Source organism: Streptomyces sp. WAC05374 (assembly GCF_004353505.1).
Classification (GTDB): domain Bacteria; phylum Actinomycetota; class Actinomycetes; order Streptomycetales; family Streptomycetaceae; genus Streptomyces.
The window spans coordinates 746,809-772,073 of sequence record NZ_SMNQ01000001.1; the positions used below are offsets into that span (position 1 = coordinate 746,809).

General features: G+C 73.9%; 19 protein-coding genes. 7 read left to right on the top strand and 12 right to left on the bottom strand.

What is annotated here, in order from left to right; genetic code table 11:
* Nucleotides 1–53 precede the first annotated feature (53 nt).
* The 7 genes from E2B92_RS03420 to E2B92_RS03450 all read right to left on the bottom strand — a co-directional run bounded on the left by E2B92_RS03420 (nucleotide 54) and on the right by E2B92_RS03450 (nucleotide 8,414).
* Nucleotides 54–578: a GNAT family N-acetyltransferase gene (locus E2B92_RS03420; RefSeq protein ID WP_126887268.1), complete on the bottom strand. Its 525-nt coding sequence runs from the start codon at nucleotides 576–578 to the stop codon at nucleotides 54–56.
* Between the two features lie 245 nt (nucleotides 579–823).
* Entirely contained in the window at nucleotides 824–1,480 is a 657-nt protein-coding gene (locus tag E2B92_RS03425) for a maleylpyruvate isomerase family mycothiol-dependent enzyme (RefSeq protein WP_126887269.1), read from the bottom strand.
* Nucleotides 1,481–1,768: 288 nt separating this feature from the next.
* On the bottom strand, nucleotides 1,769–2,086 hold the full coding sequence (locus E2B92_RS03430; protein WP_126887270.1) for a hypothetical protein: 318 nt from the start codon (nucleotides 2,084–2,086) through the stop codon (nucleotides 1,769–1,771).
* Between the two features lie 231 nt (nucleotides 2,087–2,317).
* On the bottom strand, nucleotides 2,318–3,625 hold the full coding sequence (locus tag E2B92_RS03435; protein ID WP_126887271.1) for a type III PLP-dependent enzyme: 1,308 nt from the start codon (nucleotides 3,623–3,625) through the stop codon (nucleotides 2,318–2,320).
* Nucleotides 3,622–5,379, bottom strand: coding sequence for an IucA/IucC family protein (locus E2B92_RS03440; protein ID WP_133087383.1), 1,758 nt, complete (start codon nucleotides 5,377–5,379; stop codon nucleotides 3,622–3,624). Before E2B92_RS03440 ends, E2B92_RS03435 begins: the two co-directional genes overlap by 4 nt.
* 72 nt (nucleotides 5,380–5,451) lie before the next feature.
* Entirely contained in the window at nucleotides 5,452–7,170 is a 1,719-nt protein-coding gene (locus tag E2B92_RS03445) for an IucA/IucC family protein (RefSeq protein WP_126889300.1), read from the bottom strand.
* Nucleotides 7,171–7,223: 53 nt separating this feature from the next.
* Nucleotides 7,224–8,414: an ATP-grasp domain-containing protein gene (locus E2B92_RS03450; RefSeq protein WP_126889296.1), complete on the bottom strand. Its 1,191-nt coding sequence runs from the start codon at nucleotides 8,412–8,414 to the stop codon at nucleotides 7,224–7,226.
* Nucleotides 8,415–8,606: 192 nt separating this feature from the next.
* Here E2B92_RS03450 and E2B92_RS03455 point away from each other — a divergent pair, with 192 nt between their 5' ends.
* The 6 genes from E2B92_RS03455 (at nucleotide 8,607) to E2B92_RS03480 (ending at nucleotide 17,558) form a co-directional block, all read left to right on the top strand.
* Nucleotides 8,607–9,464, top strand: a complete 858-nt coding sequence (locus E2B92_RS03455) for a (2Fe-2S)-binding protein (protein ID WP_126889297.1) — start codon at nucleotides 8,607–8,609, stop codon at nucleotides 9,462–9,464.
* A gap of 123 nt (nucleotides 9,465–9,587) precedes the next feature.
* Entirely contained in the window at nucleotides 9,588–10,067 is a 480-nt protein-coding gene (gene bfr, locus E2B92_RS03460; protein ID WP_126889298.1) for a bacterioferritin, read from the top strand.
* A gap of 90 nt (nucleotides 10,068–10,157) precedes the next feature.
* Nucleotides 10,158–12,206 carry a DUF4139 domain-containing protein gene (locus E2B92_RS03465; protein ID WP_133087384.1) on the top strand — a complete coding sequence of 683 codons (2,049 nt, stop codon included), beginning with the start codon at nucleotides 10,158–10,160 and terminating at the stop codon, nucleotides 12,204–12,206.
* Nucleotides 12,207–12,214: 8 nt separating this feature from the next.
* The gene (locus E2B92_RS03470; protein WP_126888512.1) at nucleotides 12,215–13,777 is read left to right on the top strand and encodes a mucoidy inhibitor MuiA family protein; all 1,563 of its coding nucleotides are present in this window, start codon (nucleotides 12,215–12,217) and stop codon (nucleotides 13,775–13,777) included.
* A 308-nt stretch (nucleotides 13,778–14,085) separates the two neighbouring features.
* Entirely contained in the window at nucleotides 14,086–16,275 is a 2,190-nt protein-coding gene (katG, locus tag E2B92_RS03475; protein ID WP_126888511.1) for a catalase/peroxidase HPI, read from the top strand.
* Nucleotides 16,276–16,385: 110 nt separating this feature from the next.
* Nucleotides 16,386–17,558, top strand: coding sequence for a carboxylate-amine ligase (locus tag E2B92_RS03480; protein ID WP_126888510.1), 1,173 nt, complete (start codon nucleotides 16,386–16,388; stop codon nucleotides 17,556–17,558).
* Between the two features lie 52 nt (nucleotides 17,559–17,610).
* Here the strand turns inward: E2B92_RS03480 and E2B92_RS03485 are convergent, their stop codons facing one another.
* The 3 genes from E2B92_RS03485 to E2B92_RS03495 form a co-directional block, all read right to left on the bottom strand.
* Entirely contained in the window at nucleotides 17,611–18,498 is an 888-nt protein-coding gene (locus E2B92_RS03485; RefSeq protein WP_126888509.1) for a geranyl diphosphate 2-C-methyltransferase, read from the bottom strand.
* A gap of 13 nt (nucleotides 18,499–18,511) precedes the next feature.
* Complete coding sequence (locus tag E2B92_RS03490; RefSeq protein WP_185923737.1) at nucleotides 18,512–20,056, bottom strand: family 2 encapsulin nanocompartment cargo protein terpene cyclase; 1,545 nt, start codon at nucleotides 20,054–20,056, stop codon at nucleotides 18,512–18,514.
* Between the two features lie 97 nt (nucleotides 20,057–20,153).
* Nucleotides 20,154–21,566, bottom strand: coding sequence for a family 2B encapsulin nanocompartment shell protein (locus E2B92_RS03495; protein WP_126888508.1), 1,413 nt, complete (start codon nucleotides 21,564–21,566; stop codon nucleotides 20,154–20,156).
* Nucleotides 21,567–21,935: 369 nt separating this feature from the next.
* On the opposite strand from E2B92_RS03495, the gene E2B92_RS03500 reads away from it, so the two are divergent.
* Entirely contained in the window at nucleotides 21,936–22,169 is a 234-nt protein-coding gene (locus tag E2B92_RS03500) for a hypothetical protein (protein WP_235023667.1), read from the top strand.
* 64 nt (nucleotides 22,170–22,233) lie between these two features.
* On the opposite strand, the gene E2B92_RS32890 is transcribed toward E2B92_RS03500, so the two are convergent.
* Both E2B92_RS32890 and E2B92_RS03515 read right to left on the bottom strand, forming a co-directional pair.
* Entirely contained in the window at nucleotides 22,234–22,794 is a 561-nt protein-coding gene (locus tag E2B92_RS32890; RefSeq protein ID WP_200836908.1) for a hypothetical protein, read from the bottom strand.
* 95 nt (nucleotides 22,795–22,889) lie between these two features.
* Nucleotides 22,890–24,944 (bottom strand): RICIN domain-containing protein, encoded by a 2,055-nt coding sequence (locus E2B92_RS03515; protein WP_235023668.1) that lies wholly within the window; start codon nucleotides 24,942–24,944, stop codon nucleotides 22,890–22,892.
* Nucleotides 24,945–25,265: the final 321 nt, after the last annotated feature.

Here is a 25,265-nt window from a genome sequence, read left to right on the forward strand (position 1 = left end):
GGGTCCGGACGCCGGTTGCCGGACCGGACCCCGCCCCCGTGCGGGGCCACCGGTCAGAGCGCGCGGACGAGTATCCGTGAATTGCGGCGCGGGTCCAGCGAGTCGACCCAGGCGGTGGGCGCCGGACGCGTCCCGGCGGGGGTGAAGCCGCACCGCAGGAAGAGGTCCCCGCCCCCGGTCGTCGCGGTGAACAGCGCGCTCAGCGACTGGGCCGCCGCCCGGGCGAGCGCCGCCCGCATCAGCAGCCGGCCCACCCCGCGCCCCTGCCGGTGCGGGGCGACACAGAAGTTGTACAGGACGCCCGTGGGACCGCGGTCCCCGGCCGTTTCGGAGCGGTGGACGCGCAGCCCCAGGCAGCCTTCGAGCGTGCCGTCCGGGCCCTCCGCCACCAGGAAGTCGGCCGCGTCCGCGGCGTACAGGGAGCGGGGGCGCTCACGCAGGGCGCCCGAGCGGACGAACGGCCGGGACAGGGCTTCGAGCGCGGCGGCGTCACCGGCGTGCGCGGCCCGCACGAGGGGCGGGGCGAGCGCGAGAAGACGTGACGGCGGGGCGACGAGGCGGGGGGTGGCCGTGGTCAAAGGGGTCCCTTCCTTCGGTCCCACCACGTCGCGCAAGAGGGCCGTTTCTCGCGGCAGTTGGGACACCGGAGGACTAAGGTTAGCCTCACCTAATCGAGTTGCCAAACGTGTGCGCCACTCCCGGCCCTTCCCGCGCGCACCCGCCCCGAGGGACGGACCGGTCAGCCGGTGAAGGGTCCCGTGCGAAACGGCCGATCGCCACGAAGGCGGCCAGGGCGAGGTGACCCCCGTCCGCCGGCGCGGCTCTAACCCGAACGCAGTCGGGCCCGCAGGACTGCCGCCCCGTCCCCCTCAAGGTCCTCGCAGGCTGCTGCGCGGCCCGCCATCCCCATCACCAGCGAGAGGGTCGGCCCCCGGAGCAGATCCCCCGAGCCGGTGGTGAACGGTCCGTCTGTGGCCTCGACTCGCAGGCCCGCGATCGCAGTGCTGCTCGCGACAGTGAAATCGCGGCTGGCGAAGAACCGAGCCACGGCGGTCGTCGTGGCCACCGGGGGTGTCCGCACGAGACCCAATGGCCGGCGGATGTCCTCGCCGTGGACGACTGTTTCGCCCAGCCAGGCCGCAGTGTGTCCTGTCGGCCCGGCGGGCCCGGCGACAACTTCGCGAAATCGCCGCAAGGTCTCTTCAGGTGTAGCACCACGGTGCTTCGCGAGTCGTCGGTCGTTGTGCAGATCGGGGTCGAACCGCGCGGCCAGCATGCTCAGCAGCCAGCGCCACATCCTCGTGCCGGCGCCTGCCGTCAGATGGGCTACGACCTCCTCCACGGTCCAGCGTTCACACAGTGATGCTTTCGCCCACTGAGCCTCGCTGAGTTCGGCGAGGTCTTGAGCGAGCGCCAACCGCTCGACGTGGATCGCCCGTTCCAGAGCTTTCCGAGTTTCCGGAACATGTGGTTCAGCCATGGGGCGGCCTCCAGGGATCGCGTGTCCTCCATCAGACTCCCAGAGCCGCCCAAACTCATCGACTGCACCTGCGTACCGCCACCGCGGTTACCGCCGACCAGCTCCGCGGCCCGAGCCCGCCGGCCCTGGACGACCGCCCGGCACAGCGGACAAGCACCAGGCACCCCGCCACGACGTGGGCAAAACCGTCCACCGCGAGGAGACCGTTACCGCGAGGGTGGGGCGCAAGCGTCCTGCGCGCCCGCGCCCGCGGCCGAGCACGGGCGGAGGCGCGCGGGACGGCGGGAATCAGGCCTGCGTCTGGGCGCTGCAGACCCAGTCGCCGTAGCGGACGCCGTCCTTCGAGCGGACGATGCAGACCCGGACCGGGTCGTTCTCGATCAGGTCGTAGTCGCAGACCGAGTAGCCGTCGGTCGTGTGGCTCGTGGTGGTCGTGTCGTAGCAGCCGGTCCGGTGATCCACCCAGCTCCACGCGTCGATGTTGACCTTCTGGTAGCGCTGGATCTTCGCATGCACGGAGTAGCCGTCCGCGGTCAGGTCCTTCACCTTCAGCTCGTCGCCGTAGGTCGTGAAGGTCGCTGTGCCCCAGGTCCGGGAGATGGTCACGTTGCTTCCGCTTGCGGAAGCCGAGCCCGCCATGCCCCCGACGATGATGACGCTCGCCGCGAGAGCCATACCGGCCTTTGCCGCTGTGCTGCGCTTCATCAAGCGTTCCCCCTGTAGGTGTTCGGACGTTACGAGTGCCTGATCAAAGCGTCGCCCTGGATCGCCTGTCAACTACTCGGCGGCGTTGATGAGTTGAGGCCCGCGCATGACGGAAGGCGCTGGCGCTGCCGTTCAGCGTGCGGCTCGGCCGGCTTGGTCTTCTCCCGCGGGTGCACCTCCCGCCGTGCGATCAGCAGGTCGACCGCCATCTTCGAGCGGGCTGGGGCCCGGGAGTCCGGCACCGAGGAAGTGGAAGCCCGGCCGGGGGTGCATGAGGAACTCGTGGTGCGAGATGTTCCAGGCGTAGGCGCCCGCGAGGCCGAACGCGACCCGGTCACCGGCCCGGAGCCCGTGCGCCGGGACGTTGCGGGCGAGCACGTCCTTGGGCGTGCAGAGCTGGCCGGCGAGGGTGAGGCGGTCCCCCCGGGCGGAGGGACGCGGCCAGGGGTGGGGCCAGGACTCCACGGGCAGCACGGAGCAGGGCTGGTCGTGCCCCTTGGTGGCGGGGGTGCGCAGGTGGTGGGTACCGCCCCGGACGACGGCGAACTCCTCGCCGTGGCTGTGCTTCACGTCCAGCACCTCGGTGGCGTACCAGCCGCAGTACGCCGTCAGCGCCCGGCCCGGCTCGATGCGCAGGGTGAGGTCCGGGTGGGCCGCGGCGAGGCGGGCGAGACCGGCGCCGTACGCGGTCCAGTCGAACCGCCGCCGGGGGGCCGCGTAGTCCACGGTCATGCCCCCGCCGACGTTGACCTCCGCGAGGCGGACGCGGTGGCGAGCGGCCAGCTCCACGGCCCAGCTCACCACCGACCCGGCCACCGCCAGCAGCTCGGGCGCGTGGAGGCCGCTGGCCAGGTGGGCGTGGACGCCGCGCAGTTCGAGGTGCGGGTGGGTGCCGTCGGTGAGGAGGCGGACGGCCGCGCCGGCCTCGGAGGGGTCGAGACCGAACGGTGTGGGGCGGCCGCCCATCGTCAGGGAGCTGCCCGCCAGCGCCCCGTCGGCCGGCGGCAGGTTGACGCGGAGCAGGACGGCCACCGGGGTGTCCGGCGCGGCGCGTCCGGCGAGTTCGGCCAGGACGCGCAGTTCGTGCGCGCTCTCGACGTGGAAGCGCGCGACGCCCCGCTCCAGCGCCGCCGCGATCTCGTCGGGCGTCTTGCCCGGGCCGCCGAAGGCCAGCGGGTGGCCCGGCACCGCCCGGCCCACGTGGGCGAGTTCGCCGCCCGAGGACACCTCGTAGCCGTCCACGTACGGGGCGAGCGCGGCCAGGATCTCCGGCTCGGGGTTGGCCTTGGCGGCGTAGTGCAGCTCCACGCACCCCGGCAGGGCCGCCCGCACGGCCGCCGCGTGCGCGCGCAGCGCGGCGAGGTCGTAGACGTAGGCGGGCAGTTCGGCGGAGGACAGGGCCAGGACCCGGTCACGGACGGCGGCGGTGGGGGCGGTCATCGGGCGGCGCTCCGGACGGGGTCGGCGGTGGACGGCACGAGCTGGGTGAACGGGGAGGGCAGGCGGACGTAACCGGCCTCGCGGTCGGCCCTGCGCTGCCAGCGGGTGAGCAGGTTGGCCTTGGCGGGCAGCGGCCCGCCCGCGAGCAGGGCGGTGAGCGGCGGCGGGCTGCCGTACCGGCGGGCGTGGGACCGCAGGGTGGTGCGGACCTGGGCCCACAGGGCGCGTTCGGTGCCCGGGTGCAGGTCGGCGACGGCGGCCAGCATGTCGGCGACGTGGTTGACCAGCAGGCAGTACACGACGCGGTCCCAGCCCCGCCGGGCGTCGTACGTCAGGGGGCCCGCGACCTCGGCGGGCAGGGCGGCGAGGGTCCGCGCGTGGTGGTCCGCGAGCAGCTTGGTGCCCTCCAGGTCACGGAAGAGCACCTGGGCGGGCATGCCGTCGTCGTCCACGCACACGAGGACGTTCTGGAGGTGCGGTTCCAGGACCACCCCGTGGTCGAAGTAGGCCGCCAGGACGGGCGGGACGAGGAGCCTGAGGTAGGCCGCCCACCATTCGCGGGCGGTCGCCGGGCCCGCCCCGGCCAGGAGTCGGGAGACGTGGGCGGGGCCGGTCGGGTACTCGTCGGCGACGGCGCCCGCGAGCAGCGGGGTGGTGCCGGGCATGAGCCGGCCGGCCAGGCCCTCGCGGACGATCACGCCGAGGCCCTCGAACAGGTCGCGGTCCGGGGTGCCGTCGGGGCCGGGCAGGGCGAGCGTGCGGTAGGCGGGTTCGCGCAGCATGGCGCTGCCGGGGAAGCGGGTGGCCAGGTCGGCCCAGACCGGCTCCAGCAGTCGGGTCAGGGCGACCGCGCCGGCCAGTTCGTAGTGCGCGTTCTTGCGCAGGCAGTTGGTGATGCGGACGTTCAGGCTGAACTTAAGGAACGTCTCGCCGTCGTAGAGGGTGCGCACCGATGCGGTGGCGGCGAAGGGCGGCCCGCCGCGGCCCAGGTCGATGACGTCGCCGCGGCCGAGGGCCGCGCGGAGGGCGGGGTGGTCGCGCAGCATCTCGTACTGCCACGGGTGCGCGGGCAGCGTCCGGTAGCCGTCCGGGACGCGGGGGTTCAGCCGGTCGAGCGGCGCGGTGGCGCCCGGTGCGGCGCTCTCCTCGGCGATGAGGTGCGCGCGGACGGCGAGGTGGCGCAGCGGGAAGGAGGCCCGGGCCTCGGGGGCGTACGACAGCCAGGAGGCGGTGTCGCCGGAGCGGGCCTTGGGCGTGGGGTGGAAGCGGTGGCCGAACAGCAGGGACTGCTCGGAGGCCAGGTAGGTCGCGGCCCTGTCGCCGCCCCCGGTGCCGCCCTCGTCGGCGGGCCGGGCCGGGGTGCGGGCCGCGAGCGTGGCGGCGAGCGCCCGGTGGCTGGAGGCGAGCTGGTCGGGGAACTCCTCGTTGCGGACGCCCGTGCGCAGTGCCAGCTCGTCCTGTACGTACGCCGCGAGGCGCCGCCAGCCGACCTCCGCCCAGTCGCCGTCGCGGCGTTCCCGCACGGGCCCGGTGAAGCGGTGCGCGCCGGACAGGGAGGTGCGGCGCAGGGCGACGCGCAGCAGCACGCCCCGGCGGGGCAGGCGCAGCAGCAGGTGACCGCCGGTGACCTCGGCCTGCTCCTCGGGGCCGGACACCTCACGCAGCAGGCAGTTGAGCAGCGTGTGGGCCGTCACCTCGCCGGCGGTGGGCAGGCCGGTGGGGGTGGCGGTGGGCGGGTTGTTCAGGGGGGACATCACAGGGCTCCAGTGCGGAGTGATCGGGGGGAGCGGAGGGCCGGTCGTGGGCGGGCGGGCGTGGGGCCACGGTCACGGCGCACGGCGCAGGTAGTTGGGGCCGGTGGTGTAGTGCTTGTTGATGTCGGCCGCGCCGGAGCGTTCCTTGGTCAGCAGGGTCCCGGCGGTGACCATCGCCTTGACCGGGAGCTCGGGCGCGTCCAGGACGTGCGCGCGCAGCACGGCTCCCGGCTCCCCCGGCGCGGTGCCGAGCCGCTCGACGGCCTCGGCCAGCCGGTCGCGGACGAGGCCGAGCAGCCGGTCCAGCGGGGCGCGGCCGTGCCGGGCCAGCCCGAAGGCGTGGGCGCCCGCGCACAGATGGACGGTGATGGTGGTGAACAGGTCGGTGACGGGCCGGTCGTCGTCGCCGAAGACACGGGCGTCGGCGAACGCGGCCGGGTGCGGGGCGTCCGCGCCGAGGGCGCCGCGCATGCGGGCGGTGTGGACGCGCGGCCCGTCGTTGTCCTTCAGCAGCAGCCGCATCCGGGTGCGGCCGGGTGGGCCGTCCAGCACCAGCGAGGTGTTCTGCTGGTGGGACTCGAGCGCGATGCCGTAGGCGAAGAGGGTCGTGTGCCAGTCGAGGAGCAGGGTGAGGCAGGCGTCGAGCAGCGCGACCGGGTCACCGCCGTAGAAGCGGTCGGCGAGGTGGTCGATCACCAGCCGGCCTCCGGGCGCCCGGCTCAGCAGGGCCGCCAGGGGGACGACCGCCGCGCCGTCGAGCCCGTCCGGCCAGCGGCGGCAGAGCACGGCGAGGAGTTCGTGCCCGGCGTGCGCGTGGACGGTCTCGTCGGCGTGCAGCACGGTGGCGCGGAAGCGGGGCTCGCGGGCGGTCACCGCTTCCAGCAGCCGCTGGCCGGCGGCCCCGTCGACGAGGGTGCCGGGCTTGATGGTGCGGCGGTTGCGCAGACCCAGGGTGGAGGTGGCGAGGGGCAGTTTGAGGTGGAGGGCCGGGTCGGCGGTGAGGGCCACCGTCCGCATGGACAGGGTGGGGACGACGTCGAGGTACGGGCGGTCGGCGAGGACCGCCTCTGCCTGGAGTCCGGTGGCGCGCAGGGCCTCGCGCAGCGGCTCGCCGAGGGTGAGGGGGTGAACGGGCAGGGCGAGGTGGCCGGTGTCGAGGTGCGGCAGGCCGAGCGCCGCCGGGGTGGGCCAGAGGTCGGGGAGGGTGCCGGTCACGGTGAGGGCCCGGCGCGGTACGACCAGCCAGCGCAGCGCGAAGCGCGGGTGGAACTCCGGGGCGTAGGCGCGCAGGTGTCGCTCGTCCAGTCCGGCCCGGCCCCGGGCGGTGGGGTAGACGGGGTGGTCGTGGCGGGCGGCGAGCGTGTCGTGGGCGAGGGCGCCGGTGAGCCCGGTCCAGCCGGCCGGGTCGGTGCCGTGGCGGGCGGTCAGGGCGCGGGTGACGTCGTCGTGGGTGCGCCGGTGCAGCCGCATGGTGGCGAGGGTCTGGCGGCACTCCTCGGCGAAGGCGCGGAAGCCGTCCCGGTCGGCCGGGTCGGCGAGCGCGGCGAGGGCGTCGAGCACCTCGTCGTGGCCGGTCAGTCCGGCGCCGTCCGGCTCGCGGAGGAGCAGCGGGAGCCGGGCCGCGTACACGCTCTGGAACCCGTCCTCCGTCACGGGCAGCAGCAGGGCGCCGCCCTCCCGGCCGGGGTCGGGGAGGCGCAGCCAGGGGCCGTCGGCCCGCTCCACGGGTGTGGAGCGGGTGCGCAGCCCGGCGACGTCCTCCCGGAGCAGCGCGCCGAGCACCCGGAGCATCAGTTCGCGCTCGTCGGTGGCGGACCCGGTGGCGCCGGAGGGGGTCACGGTGGTCACGGGGTTATCTCCCAGCGCTGTGCGGCGAGGAAGCCGGCGGCGACGCGGTCGACGGTGCGCTGGTCGGTGCCGGTGGCCCGCAGCACGCCGACGAAGTCCCGGTTGGTGTGGTACAGCTCGTGCCGCTCCCCCACCTCGCGCAGGGGCCGGTACGTCAGCCTCACCCCGTCCACCGTCAGGTCGGCGGCGGCGGGGGCGGCCGTCAGGGTGCCCGCGCGGTGGGCGCAGGGGTATTCGAGCCGGGCCGCGCCGTCGGTGCGGGCGCCGAGGTCCGCCGGGAGCGGTTCGCCCAGGTGGGTGCGGAGGATGTGCTCGAAGAGCGGGATGCCGAGGAGCTGGGCCAGCACCAGGTCGCACTGGTCGCCGATGGCACGGTAGTTGACCTCGATGATGCGGGCGCGGCCCTCGTGGACGACGAACTCGGTGTGGCAGGCGCCGAAGTGGACGCCCAGGGCGTCGAGCTGGGCGAGGACCTGGGCGACGACCGGCTCGGGGTGGGCCCGGACGAAGGTGAGGCGTTCCTCGATGAAGTACGGCGGCGGGGACAGCTCCGTGTGGAAGCCGCCCAGGACGTGGCGTACGCGACCGTCGCCGAGCGTCTCCAGGGTGTGGAGCTCTCCGGCGAGGTACTCCTCGACGACGAGTGCCGCGTCGGGCCGCCGCGCCTGGATCTCGCGGCAGCGCGGCAGCAGGTCCCCGGGCGCGCCGACCAGCACCACGTCCTCACTGGCCACGCCCTCACGCGGTTTGACCACGCAGGGGTGGGGGACGTCGAGGCCGGTCAGCACGGCCGGGTCGTGTCCGGCGGGGAGTTCGGCGGACCACACCGTGTCGGCGCCGGTCGCGGCGAGGTGGCGGCGCAGGTGCGCCTTGTCCTTGGTGCGCAGCGCGGTCCGCCAGCTCTTGCCGGGCAGCCCGAAGTACTCGGCGGCCAGGGCGGCCTGGGTCTGGAGGTGGTCGCTGTTGGTGAAGACCGCGTCCGGCGGGTGGTGGGTCGCCACGCGGGTGATGACGGCGCGGAAGTCGCGCACGTCGCACTCCAGGACCTCGGTGCCGGGGTGGCGTCGCAGGTGGGGTCCGGGCTGGTCGGTGAGCACGGTGACGTCGAGGCCGAGCCGGGCCGCTGCCGGGAGGAAGCCTTCGCTGACCGAGTCGGTGGGGTTGAGGGCGAGCAGGTACAACCGCATGGCGGTGGCCCCTTCCGATCGAAGAGGTGGGGAGCCGGTGGATTCCGCCACATCGGCGGCGCCAGCCTAGGTTAGGCAACCCTAAGGGTTCAACTTCCGCCGCTTGCGCCGGACATGACCCCCGGAGGACGTTCAACTCCCGACGTGTGGTTAAGGTAAGCCTTACCTACCTCCCTTCACTCTGGAGCGCCGATGACCATGGCACCGGGGACCGCCGCCACCGGCCGGGCCCTGACCACGGCCGCCGTCCTGACCAGCACCTATCAGCGGCTGACGGCCTGCTGCGAGGCGCTCGACGCGCGGGTCGCGGCCCCGGGTCCGGCCGCCCGGGGGCAACTGGACGGGGCGGAGCTGGCGGAGAGCCCAGCCGCCCTGGACGCCTTCGTCGGCGCCGAGGCCGCCCGCATCCGTGCCCACCACGGACGGGCCCCGCGCGGCGACGTCGCCGCCTCCCGGGCCCTGCACGGCTACCTCTGGACCGTCAGCCTGCTGATGAGCGGCGCCTGGTACCTGGAGCGGCGCGTGCCCCGCGTCCACCCGCGCGAGGTGCGGCTCGACCCGTCGACGGGCGCCTTCGAGGTCCTGCCCGCGTCGGGGTTCGCCTGCCTGCCGGACGACCCGGCGGCGGGCCTGCCGGGTACGCGGGTGCTGGGCCACGAGGAGGCGCTGCGGGCCGAGCTGCGGGCCGCGGTGGCCGACCACGTACGCCCCCTGCTGGCCGCGGCCGGGCCGTACGTGCGGCGCGGGCCGCGCGCCCTGTGGGGCATGGTCACCGACGACCTGGTCTCCGGGATCTGGTACCTGGGCCGGGCGCTGGGCGAGGAGGAGCGGGCCATCGCCGCCGCGACCGAGCTGCTCCCGGCCGGCCTTCCCCCGTTCCCGGGCGGCGCCGCCTTCCGCGTCCTGCACGGCGCCGAAGGGCGGCGGTACCCGACCCGCACCCGGCTCGGCTGCTGCCTGTACTACACGCTGGAGCCGGCCCAGGCGTGCCTGACCTGCCCGAGGACGTGCGACGCGGAGCGCGTACGGCGCCTGGACGCGGACGGCTGATCCGGCCCCCGGGGACGACCCGCCCGGGCGCCCGGCAAGGAAGGCCGAACTTACTGGAACCGATCATTCCAGCGGTGCGACGATGAAGGCATCCGCCCGCCCCCGTGCGGAAGGAGAACCGCCATGAAGGGCGACACGGAAGTCGTCGCGTTCCTCAACGAGCAGCTCACCGCCGAGCTGACGGCGATCAACCAGTACTTCCTGCACGCGAAGATGCAGCAGAGCAACGGCTGGACGCGCCTGGCCGCACACACGCGCCACGAGTCGTTCGAGGAGATGAACCACGCGGAGGCACTGACCGACCGCATCCTGCTCCTCGACGGCCTGCCCAACTACCAGCGGCTGTTCCACGTCCGGGTCGGGCAGACGGCCAAGGAGATGTTCGAGGCCGACCGGCAGATCGAGGTCGAGGCGATCGACCGCCTCCGGCGCGGCATCGACGTCATGCGCGGCAAGGGCGACGTCACCTCCGCGAACCTCTTCGAGTCGATCCTCGCCGACGAGGAGGAGCACATCGACTACCTGGACACCCAGCTCGATCTGATCGGCACGCTCGGCGAATCCCTCTACATCGCCCAGGTGATCGAACAGCCGGGGAGCTGACCCGCCTGCCCCTCGCCGGAAACGGGCACGACCGCGGCGGACGGCTCGCGTAGGCTTCGCCCCGAACGGACTCGGCGGGGGGCGGAGCGGATGACAACCGGGGCGGCACAGAGGTGGGCATCGACCCTCGACGGGGTCGTGGTGTACGCGCAGGGCGCGCTCTGCCGCCGCCTGGCGCGGGGCAGCGTGCCGCCCGGCGGCCGGGTGCGGGTGACGGGGCTCCCCCGGTCGATGGACCCGGGCTCGCTGCGGGCCCGCGTCCTGGGCGCCCCCGGCGTGCGCGTCACCGAGGCCCGGGTGGACGTCGAGGCGGAGCCGGCCGGCACCGGCGCCCCCGACGAGCTGCGGCGCGAGGTCGAGCGGCTCCAGGACGCGTACGCGGCGGCGCAGGACCGCCGGGACCGGCAGCTCGGCCTGATCGAGGAGGTCGGCGCGCTGCGGCCGGCGCCGCCCGGCCGCAAGCGGGAGGAACCGTACCGCCGGACACCCGTCGACGCGTGGCTGGAGCTCGCCGACTTCGTCGACGGGCGGCTGGCGCGGCTGCACGCCCGGCTGACCGGGCTGGAGGAGGAGCTGAGCCGGGTCGGGCACGAACTCGCCGTCGCCACCGACCGGCTGGCCCGCGCCTCCACCGACGCACCGTCAGCACACGTGCGGACCACGCTCTGCGCGCTGCTGACGCTCGACGGCACCGGCGACGCGCCGGCGGAGGTGGAGGTGGAGCTGGAGTACGGCGTGCCGGGCGCCGTCTGGGTGCCCGCCTACCGGCTCACCCACCGCCAGGGCGACGACCGCGGCCGCCTGGTGCTGCGCGCCTCGGTGGCCCAGCGCACCGGCGAGGACTGGACCGGCGTGCGCGTCGCCCTCGCCACCGCCGACCTGCGCCGCCGCACCGACCTGCCCAGGCTCCGCTCCCAGCGGATCGGCCGCCGCCAGCCCGCCCCCGCGCCGTCCGGCTGGCGCGAGCCCCCGGCCGGGCTCGCCGACCTGTTCGCCGGGTACGACGCGGCGGGCCCACGCCCCACGCCGGCCGGGTCCGCCACAGCCGTGGCCGCGGGCGGCGCCGCACCCGGCGCCGTTCCCCCGCCGCCGCCACCCCCGCCCGCACCGCACCAGGGCTACGGGGGACCGGCCGCCGCACCCCTGGCACCGGGCGGCCCCGTCCCCGCCCCCGTGCGGTCCGCCCCGTCCCGCCCGGCCGGCCGGCCGCGCACCGGCGCCGGGGCCTTCCCGGCACCCCCCGCCGCCATGGCGCCCCCCGCGCCCGGAGCGCCCGCCGCGCCCCCGCCACCGGTGACCGGCCCTCCGCGCCCCAGCGGCGGCGAACTGGACTACGCGGCGCTCGTCCTGTGCGGCCCCGACGAGCCGGCCGCCCGCAGAGGGCGGCTGTTCCCCGACACGTCCTTCGACCCCGTGGGCACCGAACACCGCCGCCGCGCCGAAGCGGTGGCCGCCCTGCCGCTGCCGGGACACGCCGTACGGCCCCGCGAGTCGGCGGGCTCCTTCGACCACCGCTTCGACGCCGCCGCCCGCGCCGACATCCCCTCGGACGGCACCTGGCACACCGTCACCGTCACCGAGATCCCGGTCGGCCTGCGCACCGAGTACCTCAGCGTGCCGTCCGTGGAGCAGACCGTGTACGCGACGCTGGTGCTCTCCAACACCACCGACCAGGCACTGCTGGCCGGGCCGGTCGAGGTCACCGTCGACGACGACTTCCTGCTCACCACCGCCCTGCCCACGCTCGCCCCCGGCGGTGTCAGCCGTGTCGGGCTCGGGCCGGCCGAGGGCATCGCGGTCACCCGCCGTACCCACCTGCACGAGTCGGCCTCGGGCCTGCGGGGCAGCACCACCGTGCTCGACCACCGCGTCCACGTCGAGCTGGCCAACCGGCTCGCCCGGTCCGTCACCGTCGAGGTCCGCGAACGCGTGCCGGTCACCTCCGACCCGGACGTGCGGATCGAGGAACGGGCCGGCTGGACCGCCGTCGACACCGGCTCCGCGCCCGAGCACCACGCGCCGGGCACCCGCGTCCGGCGGGTGGACCTGCCCGCCGGCGGCACCGCCGCCCTGGAGGGCGGCTACGAGATCCGCATCCCGGCCGGCAAGGCCCTGGTCGGCGGCAACCGCAGGAGCTGACACCCACCATGTCCACCCCCTCGAAGCCGATCGCCCTGCCCGTCACGGCCGTCACCTGCCTGGAGGACCGCGCCCACGTCGAGCGCACCGCCGTGCTCGACCTGGAGGCCGGGGTCCAGCGGCTGCGCCTCGGTCCGGTCGGCGCGTCCGCCGTCGACCGCACCCTCCACGCCGAACTGACCGCCGATCACCCCGCGACCGTGCTGGACGTGCGGATCGTCCGCGACTGGACGCCACGCGGCCCGCGGCCGCCCGCGGAGGACGACTCCGCCCTGCGCCGCCATGTGCACGCCCTCGAAGAGGAGCGGGACGGGCTGGAGCAGCGGGTCGAGCGGCTGCGCACCCGCCTCGACCTGCTCGGCCGCCTCGCCACCGACCTGCTGCGCGAGATCGGCGAGGGCGCCGGCGCCGGCGAGACGGACGGAGTGCGCTGGAACCGCGAACTCGACCGGGTCGACGCCGAGCGCGACGCGTACGGTGAGGAGCTGCGCGCCGCACAGGCCCGCCTGGCCGCCCTCGCCACCGAGATCGGGGAGGCGCTCCAGGGCATGAGCCTCGCCGGGAGCGAGCCCGCCGAGCTGGTCGGCCATGTCGAGCTGACCGTGGAGTCCTCGGCAGCCGGGCCGGCCCGGCTGCGGCTGAGCCACCTCACCCCGTGCGCGCTGTGGCGGCCCGCCTACCGGGCCGTGCTCGACGGCGACCGTCTGACGCTCGAGACCGACGCGGTGGTCTGGCAGCGGACCGGGGAGGACTGGTCCGGCGTGCGGCTGACGCTGTCGACGGCCCGCTCGGCGCTGGCCACCGACCCGCCGCGGCTCGGCGAGGACCGGCTGACGCTGGAGGACCGCTCCCCCGCCGAGCGCCGCACGGTCGACGTCGAGCTGCGCGAGGAGGAGATCGGGGACCTCGGGCCCGCCCCGGTCCTCGGCCTGCCGGGCGTGGACGACGGCGGTGAGGCGAGGGTGCTGCACGCTCCCGCGCCGGTCTCCGTGCCCGCGGACGGCCGCGCCCACCGGGTGCCGCTCTCCTCGTTCACCACGGCGGCCGGCCGCGAGTACGCCTGCTCGCCCGAGCTGTCGCCACTGGTCACCGAGGTGGTGCGGTGCGACAACCTCTCCGGTCACGCCCTGCTCGCCGGGCCGGTGGACCTGGTGCGCGGCAGTGGTTTCAGCGGCCGCGGCACGCTGGAGTTCACCGCCCCCGGCGCCCCTGTGGAGCTCGCCTTCGGCAGCCGTGACGACCACCGGGTCGTCCGGTGCGCGGATGAGTCCCGCGACGTCTCCGGCCTCACCCAGCGGACCGTGGTGACCCGTACGGTCACGCTGCACCTGTCCCGGTTCTCCGCGCCCGGGGAGCGGGACGAGCGGGTCGTCGTCGTCCGGGAGCGCGTCCCGGTCTCCGAGGTCTCGGCGGTGGAGGTCCGCCTGCGCCGGGAGAGCTGCTCCCCCGCGCCCGACGCGGTGGACGCCGAGGGCATCGTCCGCTGGGACGTCCCCCTGGCGCCCGGCGGCCGCCGCACGGTCACCCTGGTCTACGAGGTGTCCGCCAAGGGCAGGGTCGTCGGGGTTTGAGCGGTTCCTTGCGGCCGTGACTTCCGGTTGGGCGGGGGTGCCCTGCGTGTTCTCGTGGCGGTGCGGTCCGCGGTGCGCGACCATACGGACGCCGACACGGGCACAGCCATCGGCGTCGTACGTGTGGAGAGGTTCCCGCCGGCCGCCGGCCCGGTGTTCTCGAGGACGCGGGCCCGGCGGGCGTTCCGCGCCGCCGGGCGCCTCGGACGCGCCACGAGCGTGTGTCGCGGTGCTCGGTACCGGCAAGGCGAACAGCGTCAGAGCAGCACCCAGCAGAAGGAAACCCCGAGACAGGAAGAAGGGCGGACGTGTCCCGCAGCGAGAGCGAGAACCCCTCGATCCCCTCCCCGACCCCCACGCCGACCCGGCCCAGGACGAACCGCGACTGGTGGCCCAATCAGCTCGACCTCCAGGTTCTCCACCAGCACTCGTCCCGCTCCAACCCGATGGACGAGGACTTCGACTACGCGAAGGAGTTCGCGACCCTCGACGTCGAGGCCCTGAAGCGGGACGTCTTCGAGGTGATGACGACCTCCCAGGACTGGTGGCCCGCCGACTACGGCCACTACGGGCCGCTGTTCATCCGGATGAGCTGGCACGCCGCGGGGACGTACCGCATCGCCGACGGCCGGGGCGGCGGCGGGGCCGGCGCCCAGCGCTTCGCGCCCCTCAACAGTTGGCCCGACAACGCGAGCCTCGACAAGGCGCGCCGCCTGCTGTGGCCGGTCAAGCAGAAGTACGGCCGGAAGATCTCCTGGGCGGACCTGCTGGTCTTCGCCGGCAACTGCGCCATGGAGTCGATGGGCTTCACCACGTTCGGGTTCGGCTTCGGTCGCGAGGACATCTGGGAGCCCGAGGAGATCTTCTGGGGCCCCGAGGACACCTGGCTCGGCGACGAGCGCTACAGCGGCGACCGGGAGCTCGCCGGCCCCTTCGCCGCCGTGCAGATGGGCCTGATCTACGTCAACCCGGAGGGACCCAACGGCAACCCGGACCCGGTGGCCGCCGCCCGGGACATCCGCGAGACCTTCGGGCGGATGGCGATGAACGACGAGGAGACGGTCGCGCTCATCGTCGGCGGTCACACGTTCGGCAAGTGCCACGGCGCGGTCGACCCCTCGTACATCGGCCCGGAGCCCGAGGCCGCCCCCCTCGAGCAGCAGGGCCTGGGCTGGCGGAACACCTACGGCACCGGCAAGGGCGGTGACGCGCTCACCAGTGGCCTGGAGGGCGCCTGGACCTCCCGGCCGACCCAGTGGGACAACGGCTACCTGGACAACCTGTTCCGCTACGAGTGGGAGCTCACCACCAGCCCCGCCGGCGCCAAGCAGTGGACCCCCACGGACCCCGCGGCCAAGGACACCGTGCCGGACGCCCACGACCCGTCGAAGCGGCACGCCCCGATGATGCTGACGACGGACCTCGCGCTCAAGGTGGACCCGGTCTACGGGCCGATCGCCAAGAGGTTCCACGAGAACCCGGACGAGCTCGCCGACGCGTTCGCCAGGGCCTGGTACAAGCTGCTGCACCGCGACATGGGTCCCCTCTCGCGCTACCTCGGCCCGTGGATCCCCGAGCCGCAGCTCTGGCAGGACCCGGTACCGCCGGTCGATCACGACCTGATCGGCGACGAGGACGTCGCCGCCCTCAAGAGCCGCATCCTCGCCTCGGGGCTGTCCGTCCCGCAGCTCGTCACCACCGCCTGGGCGGCCGCGGCCAGCTTCCGCGGCACCGACAAGCGCGGCGGGGCCAACGGGGCCCGCATCCGGCTCGCGCCGCAGAAGGACTGGGAGGTCAACGACCTGCCCGAGGTGACCGAAACGGTGCGGACCCTCGAGGGCATCCAGCGGGACTTCAACGGGTCACAGACCGGCGGGACGAGGGTCTCCCTCGCCGACCTGATCGTCCTCGGCGGATGCGCGGCCGTCGAGCAGGCCGCGCGGAACGCCGGGCACGACATCACCGTCCCGTTCGCGCCGGGGCGCACGGACGCCTCGCAGGAGCAGACCGACGTGGAGTCGTTCGCCGTGCTCGAACCGAAGGCGGACGGGTTCCGCAACTACCTCCGCGCCGGCGAGAAGCTGTCACCGGAGACCCTCCTGCTGGACACCGCCAACCGGCTCACGCTGACCGCGCCCGAGATGACGGTGCTGATCGGTGGCATGCGCGCTCTGAACACCGGCTTCAAGGGTTCCCGGCAGGGGCTGTTCACCCACCGGCCGGAGGCGCTGACCAACGACTTCTTCGTCAACCTGCTCGACTCGGGCACGGAGTGGAAGGCGTCGGAGTCCGCCGAGAACGTCTACGAGGGCCGCGACCGCGCCACCGGCGAGGTCAGGTGGACCGCCGGCGCCGTCGACCTCATCTTCGGTTCGCACTCCCAGCTCCGGGCGGTCGCCGAGGTGTACGCGGCCGACGACGCGGACGAGAAGTTCCTCCGTGACTTCGTGACCGCGTGGGACAAGGTGATGAACCTCGACCGGTTCGACCTGCGCTGACCCACGGTGTCCCGGCCGGCCCCGCGCCGGCCGGGACAGCCTCGGCAGGTTGGCCCCTTCGGGCGGGAAGGGGCTCCGGCACCGTGACTGTCAGTGACACACTGAGGGCCATGAAGAGCGAGAAGTGGACCTCCACCGACGCGCGGCCTTCGACGACGGGCGACGACCCGTCACCCCGCACCACCGGCACCGCGCCCCCGGTCACGGTGGGCGTGGAAGAGGAGTACCTGCTGGTCGACCCCGTGTCCCGGCACGTGAGCACCCGGGCGGACAAGGTCGTCGCCGAGGCGGCCGCGGAGCTCGGCGACCGGGTCACCACCGAACTGACCCGCTATCAGGTGGAGATCCGCACCCGCCCGCACACCGATCTGGTCCACTTGGGCGAGGAGTTGCGCGCGACCCGCCGTGCCGTCGCCCGCGCCGCCGCGGCCCTGGGGCTGCGCATCGTCTCCAGCGGCACGCCCGTCCTGGGCCAGCACACTCCCCCACCGCTGACCACCGGCGACCGCTACGCCCGGAGCCTGGCGACCTTCCGCGCCCTGGACCACGAGCAGACCGCCTGTGCCTGTCACGTCCACATCGGCGTCCCCGACCTGGCCACCGCGCTGGGGGTGAGCAACCACCTGCGTCCCTGGCTGCCGGCCCTGATCGCCCTCGCCGCGAACTCGCCCTACTGGGCCGCCCGGGACACCGGTTACGCGAGCTGGCGCACCCTCACCTGGGGACGCTGGCCCGCCGCCGGTCCCCCGCCGTTCTTCGAGTCCGTCTCCCACTTCGAGGGGCTCGTCGACCGCCTCCTCACCAGCGAGACCCTGCTCGACCGGGGAGGTCTGTACTGGGACATCCGCCCGTCCCACCACGTACCCACCCTGGAGTTCCGCATCGCCGACGCCGTCCCCACCGTCGACGACACCCTGCTGGTCGCCGCCGCGGTCAAAGGACTGGCCACCGCCGCCCTGACCGCCGTACGGGACGCCCGGCCCGCCCCGCGTCCGCAGCCGGAACTGCTGCGGGCCGCGTACTGGCGCGCCGCCCGCGACGGCGTCCGGGGCCGGAGCATCAACCTGCACACCGGCCGCCTGGAACCGGCCGCCGCCCACCTCGCCAGGCTCTGGGACACGGCCCTGCCGGCCCTGGCCCCGGTGGACCGCACGGCGGTCCGCGCGGCCCGGCGGCACCTGGATTCGGCGGGCAACGGCGCCGACCGGCAGCGGGCCGCCTACCGCCGGCGGCACAGCCTCCACGACGTCGTCGACCACCTGATCGACCAGGCCACCGCGTGACGCGGGCCGGGTCCGTCGGGTGACGGGCCCGGTCCCCGTGGTGCGGTCGCCGTCAGACGCGGTCGGCCGCGATCAGGACGTACTGGAAGGAGCCGTCCTTGTAGGAGTTGATGAACGCCTCCTCGATGCCGGTGACCAGGGAGGAGGTGGCCCGCAGCTCCCAGTACGGCAGGGTCGCGGCCGTGAGGTCGATGACGGCCTGCGGCACGAGCCGGTTGTCGGCCATGGCGCGCAGGTACTCCCGGCGGGAGTGGATGTTGCACTCGAAGTGCGCGTTGATCTGCGAGACCCACTTCGAGGGCTGGCCGTAACGCGGGTTCCAGCAGCCGGTGATGGTGACGTAGCGGCCGCCGACCCCGAGGATGCGGGAGTGCTCGGCGAACAGGTCGTGGAGGTCGACGTACATGCTCGACTCGTTGTTCCACGACGCCGCCGCACGCCCCGTTTCGAAGGGCGTGTTCAGCATGTTGCACACGCGGGCGCGGACGTGGTCCCCGATGCCGAGTTCCTGCGCCCGCCGGTTGGCGAACTCGGCCTGCTTGGCGGAGAGCGTGACGCCCTCGACCTTGCAGCCGAAGCGCTGGTGGGCCATGACCATCGACCCGCCCCGGCCGCAGCCGGCGTCCACGAGCGTGTCGTCGGACCCGATGGAACCGAGGTTGTCCAGCAGGACTTCGGCCTGCGCCGACTCCAGGCGGTGGAGTTCGGCGATCAGCTTCTTCTCGTACTCGCTGTCCTCGGGGTCCCCGAGGGCGGCGTGGTCGACGTCACCGATGCCGTAGTGGTGGTGGTAGAGCCCGTCGACGTCGCCGAGACGCAGGTTGACGGGCCGGGCCTCCTGGTCCCAGTAGCGGGCGATGTCGCCCTGGTAGGGCGAGGCCGGGGCGGGGACGAACCCGGAGGCGGTGGTGGTGCTGACGGTGCTGAGTTCGCTGGTCACAGATGTGTCCTTCTTACCAGAAATCGGGCAGGCTGTATCGGTAGGTGTTGGTCTGGTGCCAGTAGTGGTTGCCGTCGACCCACGCGGCCACTCCCCGCAGGAAGCGGAGGACGCTCGGCACGGGGCAGGCGGCGGCCAGGGCGGCGGCCTCGGCCTCGAAGGCGTGCATCAGGTCGTTGTGGACCTCGACGGCCTTCAGGTAGGCGTCCCGTTCGGGGAGGTCCTCGCGTTCGGCGATCACCACGGGCAGGTTCAGGTGCCGGCCGGGGCTGGCCAGTTCCTTGGTGTACGAGTACAGGTCGTTGACGATGGTGGTGGCGTTGCCCGCGAGCGCGATGACGCGTTGCATCGCGGGCCGGGCGTGCAGGTCGGCGGGCAGTTCGTACCCGCCGACGGTGTCGGTGATGGTGGGGCAGGGGCGGAAGTTGTTGAACTGACGCATCGCCAGGTACTCCCACACCTCGGGCACGTGGTCCTTCTCGGCCCAGGCGGCCTCGGCGAGGTAGCCCATGTGCAGACGGGCCATGTCGTGCCGGAACCGGTCGGCCTGGGAGGGCGTGGCGAGCTGGACGAAGTACTCCATCGCGGAGCGGTACGCGCGCCGGGGGGCGTCCGACTCGAGCGACTCGACCCACTCCGGCTCGTACTCCTTGGTGGTGTGCACCGGGTCGAGAGCGGTGTGCGCCAGCAGCAGGCGGCTGCCGAGGCCGACGGGCGAGCCGCCGTGGTCCTCGCAGTAGCAGTCGTCGACCGCGTTCTCGGCGACCATCAGCCGTGTGGCGGCCATGACGTGCTCGACGGTCGGCGCGTCCGGGTGGCAGGCGACCATGTAGCGGCCGACGGAGAATCCGTCGAACTGGTCCTCCCACTCCGGGGGGTAGGCCTGGACCTCGTCCACCGCCCACCGCTTGATCCGGCGGCTGACCTCCTCCACCCGGACAGGGTCCGGTTCGGGCACGGGATGGTGGTAGAGACCCGGGATGGGTGTGCCCTGGGACGACGGCTCGGGCGCGGGGGGCGGCGCCGGCTCCTCGCGCCGGCCCAGGTACAGCCCCTGTGTGCCGAGACCGCTCGGGCCGCGCAGGATGCGTTCCAGTGCGGGGCTGGGCCCCGGCACCTGACCGGTGGTCACCTCGCCGCCCAGGGTGCTCCCGGACACGGAGGGGGCGGGCAGGGCCGCCGCGGCGGGCGCGGGCACGGAAGGCGCGGGTACGGAAGGCGCGGGTACGGAAGGCGCGGGTACGGAAGGCGCGGGTACGGAAGGCGCGGAGGAGGCGGTGGGCGCGGCGGGTTCGGCGGGCGGGGCCGGTGTGGCGGGTGCGGCGCCGTCGACGGCCGCGGCCGCCCCGATCGCCTCGGTTACTGCCTTTGCCTCGGCTGCTTCAGCCGCCCCGGCCGCGTCGGCAGCCCCGGCAGCCTCGCTTGCCTGCGTTGCCTCGGCCGCTCCGGTGACGGTGGTGAGGGTGTGGCGGTGGACGTGGGCGATGACGTGGGCGCCGAAGCGGGCCGCAGCGCCGGGCAGGCTCGACTGCAGCGGGGAAAGCCCTGGATCGGGCATCCGTAGCTCCTTGGTGACGTGGGTGGGCTGTCCCGGATCCCGGGCGGGACGCCCGGCCCAGGAGGGGCCGGACCGTCGTGGCCGGCGGACTGGTCCACTAGTCTTGCCTGCGTGCGACCTGCACGTTCTCCAACACGCCGAGTGCGTCGGGCACCAGGATGGCGGCGGAGTAATACGTGGTCACCAGGTACGAGATGATCGCCTGCTCGTCGATGCCCATGCAGCGCACCGACAGGCCCGGTTCGATCTCCTCCGGCAGGCCGGTCTGACGCAGACCGATGACCCCCTGCTTGTCCTCGCCCGTGCGCATGGCGAGGATCGAGCTGGTGTTGTCGCCGGTGACGGGGATCTTGTCGCAGGGCAGGATCGGTACGCCCCGCCAGGCCGGGACGCGGTGTCCGTCGATCTCCAGGTGCCCCGGGTCGATCCCGCGGGCGTTGCACTCCCGGCCGATCGCCGCGATGGCCCGGGGATGGGCGAGGAAGAGCCTGGTGCCGCGGCGGCGGCAGAGCAGTTCGTCCATGTCGTCCGGGGTGGGCGGACCGGAGTGGGGCTGGATGCGCTGCTTGAAGGCGGCGTTGTGGAGCAGCCCGAACTCCCGGTTGTTGATCAGTTCATGTTCCTGGCGTTCGCGCAGGGCCTCGATGGTGAGCCTGAGCTGCTGCTCGGTCTGGTTCATCGGCCCGTTGTAGAGGTCGGCGACCCTCGTGTGGACCCGCAGGACGGTCTGCGCGACGGAGAGTTCGTACTCGCGCGGACGGAGTTCGTAGTCGACGAAGGCGCCCGGCAGCGGGACTTCGCCGGTGTGGCCGGCCGACATCGCGATCTCGGCCTCGCCGTGCTTGTTCTGCCGCTGGCGGGGGAGCGACCTGAACCGCTCGACGTGCGCCCTCAGGTTCGGCGCCGTGGACAGCACGGCGGCGAAGTCGGCGCGGGAGAGGGTGAGCAGGGTGCCGGACGTCTCGGCGGTGGCCGTGCAGTCCCACGTGGCGTCGGCGTCGAGCAGGGCGTGGTCACCGAACCGGTCGCCGTCCGCGAGTACGGCGACACCGACGTCGTCACCGTACTTGCCGACGGAGGTCTGGCTGACGCGGCCGTGGGCGATGAGGTGGATGTGCTCGGCGGGGGCACCGCGCTCGGCCAGCACCTCACCGGCCCGGAAGTCGCGCTGGACGCACCGCCCGGCGAGCGCGGTGAGCACCTCCACGTCGTCGAACCCTCGCAGCAGGGCCAGTTCGCCCAGTTCCCGCGGGATCACCCGGACGTGGGCGCCGTCCTGGACGAACTCGACGCGCCCGTCCCCGACGGCGTAGCTCAGCCGGCGGTTCACCCGGTAGGTGCCGCCCTTGGTCTCCACCCAGGGGAGCATCCGCAGCAGCCAGCGGGAGGTGATCTCCTGCATCTGCGGGGCGGACTTGGTGGTGGTGGCGAGGTTGCGGGCGGCCGCGGTGCTCAGGCTGGACTGCGCAGGCGGCTCCGCCGGCGCCTCGGGGCCGGTCTCAACGGTCATCTCGGGCGGGCTCTCCTTCGCGGGGATGGTGAGCGGCGTGGGCACGCGCCGGCCGGGGTGGAAAGGGAGATAACAGGAGGAATCTCTGGGAATCCGTCCAGATCTCGGGGAACAGTAACGGCGGGTGTGCCCGGTGCGCCCCATGGGGCCGTTGGTATTACCTCAATGAAGTGATCTTGCTTGGTACGGGGTTTGCCGGGGCGACGACGGCTTTCGGACAACCTGAGCGGCGTGCGGTGTCCCTGGCGGTGGAAGCCCCGCGCGGTGCTCGGGGCGACCGGACGAGCCGTGAGCGGGTGCCCGGTGCCTTCCTCCGAAGAGGGGCCGCCGGCATGGCCGCCGGTGCGTTCACCGGCGAGGACGTCCCGTATGACCGCCGATCACGACCTCGCTCCCGCACGTCCGGCGACGCGCGCGGTGGCCCTGGTGTTCGGGGCCGGCGCGGCCGTCGGCGTGCTGGGCGGAGTGATCGGCCTGGGCGGCGCGGAGTTCCGCCCGCCGTTGCTGATCGGCCTGTTCGGGTTCGCCGCGCTCGCGGCCGTCGTCCTCAACAAGGCGGTGATCCTGCTCGTCTCCGCGGTCAAGGTCGCCCGGCACGCGTGACCCGGGCGGGGAGCGATTGCGGCCGTGAGCCGGGCGGGGAGGGGAATCGTTTCGGCGTGAGCCGCTACGAGCGGCGGCGGCGTGTGGCGCGTACGGCCAGGACGGCGGCCGTTGCCACGGCCAGGAGGGCGCCCGCCGCGGCCGCCAGGGTGCCGGGCCGTGCGGCGGGGGCGGGCTCGGCGGCGGCGGCCGGTGTGGTCGCGCTGGTGGGGCGGGGGGACGCGGCGGCCGGGGGCCGGGCCGGTGCGGCGGTCACGGTGAGGTCGGCCTCGTCGCGGCCGAGGGCCGGGTGGCCCACCTCGACCAGGACCTTCCAGCGGCCGGGCGGCAGTGCCTCGGCGGTGGTGAAGCGCCGGTCGTCGGCGGGGTCGCGCACCAGCCGCCACGGGCCCGCCGTGCGGCGCCCGTCGGCACTCACGGCGTTGACGGTCGCGGCGACCCGTTCGTCGACGGAGTCCCGGTCGTTCTCCCAGGTGACGCGGGCCGTCACGCGGCCCTGCTCGTGTCCGGCGATGTCGACCGCCAGGGTGCCTCCGTGGCCGTGGGCGGTGGCCGTGCCGAGGGCCGTCAGGGCCGCCACGGTCAGGGCGGTGGCCGCGACGGCCGTGGAACGCGGTGCGTGCACAGGTGTCCTCCGGTGAGGAAAGCGAGGGGGGCCGACGGGCGGCGGTGGGCCGCCCGTCGGCCGTCATGGGTCCGGCCGGAGCCGGCGGGGTCAGGTCAGGCGGACTTCCGCAGCGTCCAGATCTGCGCGGGTGCGGAGACCGCGTGCTGGAGCTCGATCAGCCAGGACCCGTAGTACGGCCGGTTGCTGACGCCCAGCGCGAAGCGGCTCGTACCGGACGTGATCGTCACGCCGTTGCCGGCCGGGGTGAGCCTCCACTGCTGTGCGGCGGTGGTGCCGCAGGGCTGCTGGGACACCCACATGCCCGCGCCCGCCGTGCCACCCGGCTGGAGGCACTTGCCCGTCGCGGCCGAGCGGATACGGCTGTAGCCGTTGCCCGCGTCGTCGACGTACCACTGCTGCTGGGCGTAGCCGTTGTGCGCCGACCCGACGAGGACGGTCCCGTCGGCGCTCCGGCCGCCCCACACCTCGGCGGCCGTGCCGGTGGGGCCGTTGGTGAGCAGGTAGCGGGTGTTCGGTGTTGCGCCGCCGCCGTCGCCGGCGGTGCGGAAGGCCGTGGCCCTGCCGGGACCGCTGTCGCGCCCCGACCGGTCCCGCACGGAGACGGCGAGGGTGTGGTCGGTGCCGGGCTTCAGGTTGTATACGCGGGCGCTGTTCGTCCCCACCCATCCGATGGGCTTGCCGTCGAGGATCACCTGGTACCAGGCGGCGTTGGCGACGGCCTGCCAGGTGGTCACGACCGAGTCCGGCGCGATCTGCCCGACGGTGACCGTGGGGGCCGTCGACGGCCCGGTGGTCGGCCCGCCCGTCGGCGTGGGGGTGGGCGTGGGCGTGGGATCGGGCCGGGTGGTGCCCTTGTTCCTCATGAGGAACTGGCTGTCGGCGATGTTCCAGTGCGTGGCGAGATAGCTGCCGGGCCTGGGGCTGGTGTGGAAGTAGTCGTCGTGGTTGCAGTCGAGCCGGTTCTCGTAGGCGCCGTCCTGGCAGACCGACCGCATCCGCGGGTAGTACGGGCTGTCCGAGTAGCACATGACGTCCCACTCGTCGGTGCAGTGGGCGCCCCGGCTGGTGTTGGGGGCGCTGTTGTTCACCGCGCCGAGGTTGTGGCCCAGTTCGTGGGCGGCGGTGTGCCCGCCCCAGCAGCCCGTGTCCGTACGGCCGTAGGAGGGGCCGAAGTTGCTGAGGTTGTTCTGGGCGGGCCGCTCGTCGCCCGCGAAGGTGCCGATGCCGCAGTACACCTGGGCGTCGGCGAAGATCATGTACTTGCGGTCGCGGCGGTCCAGGCCCCGGGCGGCGAGCGCGCGGTTCATGGCGCTGAACTCGCCCATCGCCGAGGCGGGGAGCTCCATGTTGAGCACGGTCGGGACGCAGTCGGAGCCGGTGACGTACCGGATGTGCCGCACTCCCCCGGTGTCCTCGGCGCTCTCGGAGAAGATCAGGTCGGCGTCGGCCGCCCACTTGCGGAAGGACGCCAGGTAGGTGGCGTACCGGTCGTTTCCGGGGGCGTGGGCGTAGACGACCTGGACGCGGTTGCCGGTCGTGCCGTCGCCGTCGCACTGCACGGTCTGTCCGGCGGGGCCGTTGGCGGGCGCCTTGCGGGCACTCGGGCCCGTGGCGGCCGGTGGCTCCCCCGCCTTGGGCGCGGCGGCGTCCAGCGGGGGTATGGTCCGGGGCAGTTCGGTGCCGGGCTCGCCGCCGGAGGTGTCACGCCCCGGCTTGGCGGGGTCCTCGGCGGGAACCGCCGTGCGGACGGCCGGCGGGGTGTCCTTCTTGATGTCGACGCCCTTCGGAGGGGCGTCCGGGCCGTGCGTGCAGTGGCCGGTGGTCGTGCGGTAGACGCCGGCGCACGGATCCCCCTCGGGCGCGGGTGTCAGGCCTTCGTAGACGAGTCCGCGGCCGGGCTCGCTCTTCGGCTTCTCGACGAGGGGCTCCGGCTCCTCGTCCCGGGTGGGTGCGGCGGCCGGCTCGGGGGCCGCGGTCGGTGTGGCGGCGGGCTGGGCGAGCGGCAGCGGGCGGTCCGTCCCGGCTGCCGGCGCGGTGGCGTCGTAGGCCACGGCGCCCAGGACGGCGACGGCCGCGACGGCGGCCGTCGCGAGTATGAGCCGGGGGGTCTTGCGCCGCTGGGGCTTCAGTCTTCGGCGTCCTGACAAGAGGCACCTCTTCCTTGATCGGGGAACGGTGCGCGGAAGCCTGCCAGAACGCCGGGGCGGAGAATTCAGACATAGAGGGGCCGAAAGAATATGTGCGTTCCGTTACCGGGTGGTTCGAAATGACGAATCATCAAATCGCTTCATCGAGAGGCAAGTTGGCCAGAGCACCGGGGATTGGTCCAGTCCTTGCGGCGGTTGTCGTTATTCAATTGAGATAGGCGTCGCCGCTATTCGACCGAACGTCAACGGAATCGCTCACTCCAAGGAATTGCCGCCATCACGGATGGTGCGCCACCGCAATACATGCTTGGAGAATCCATA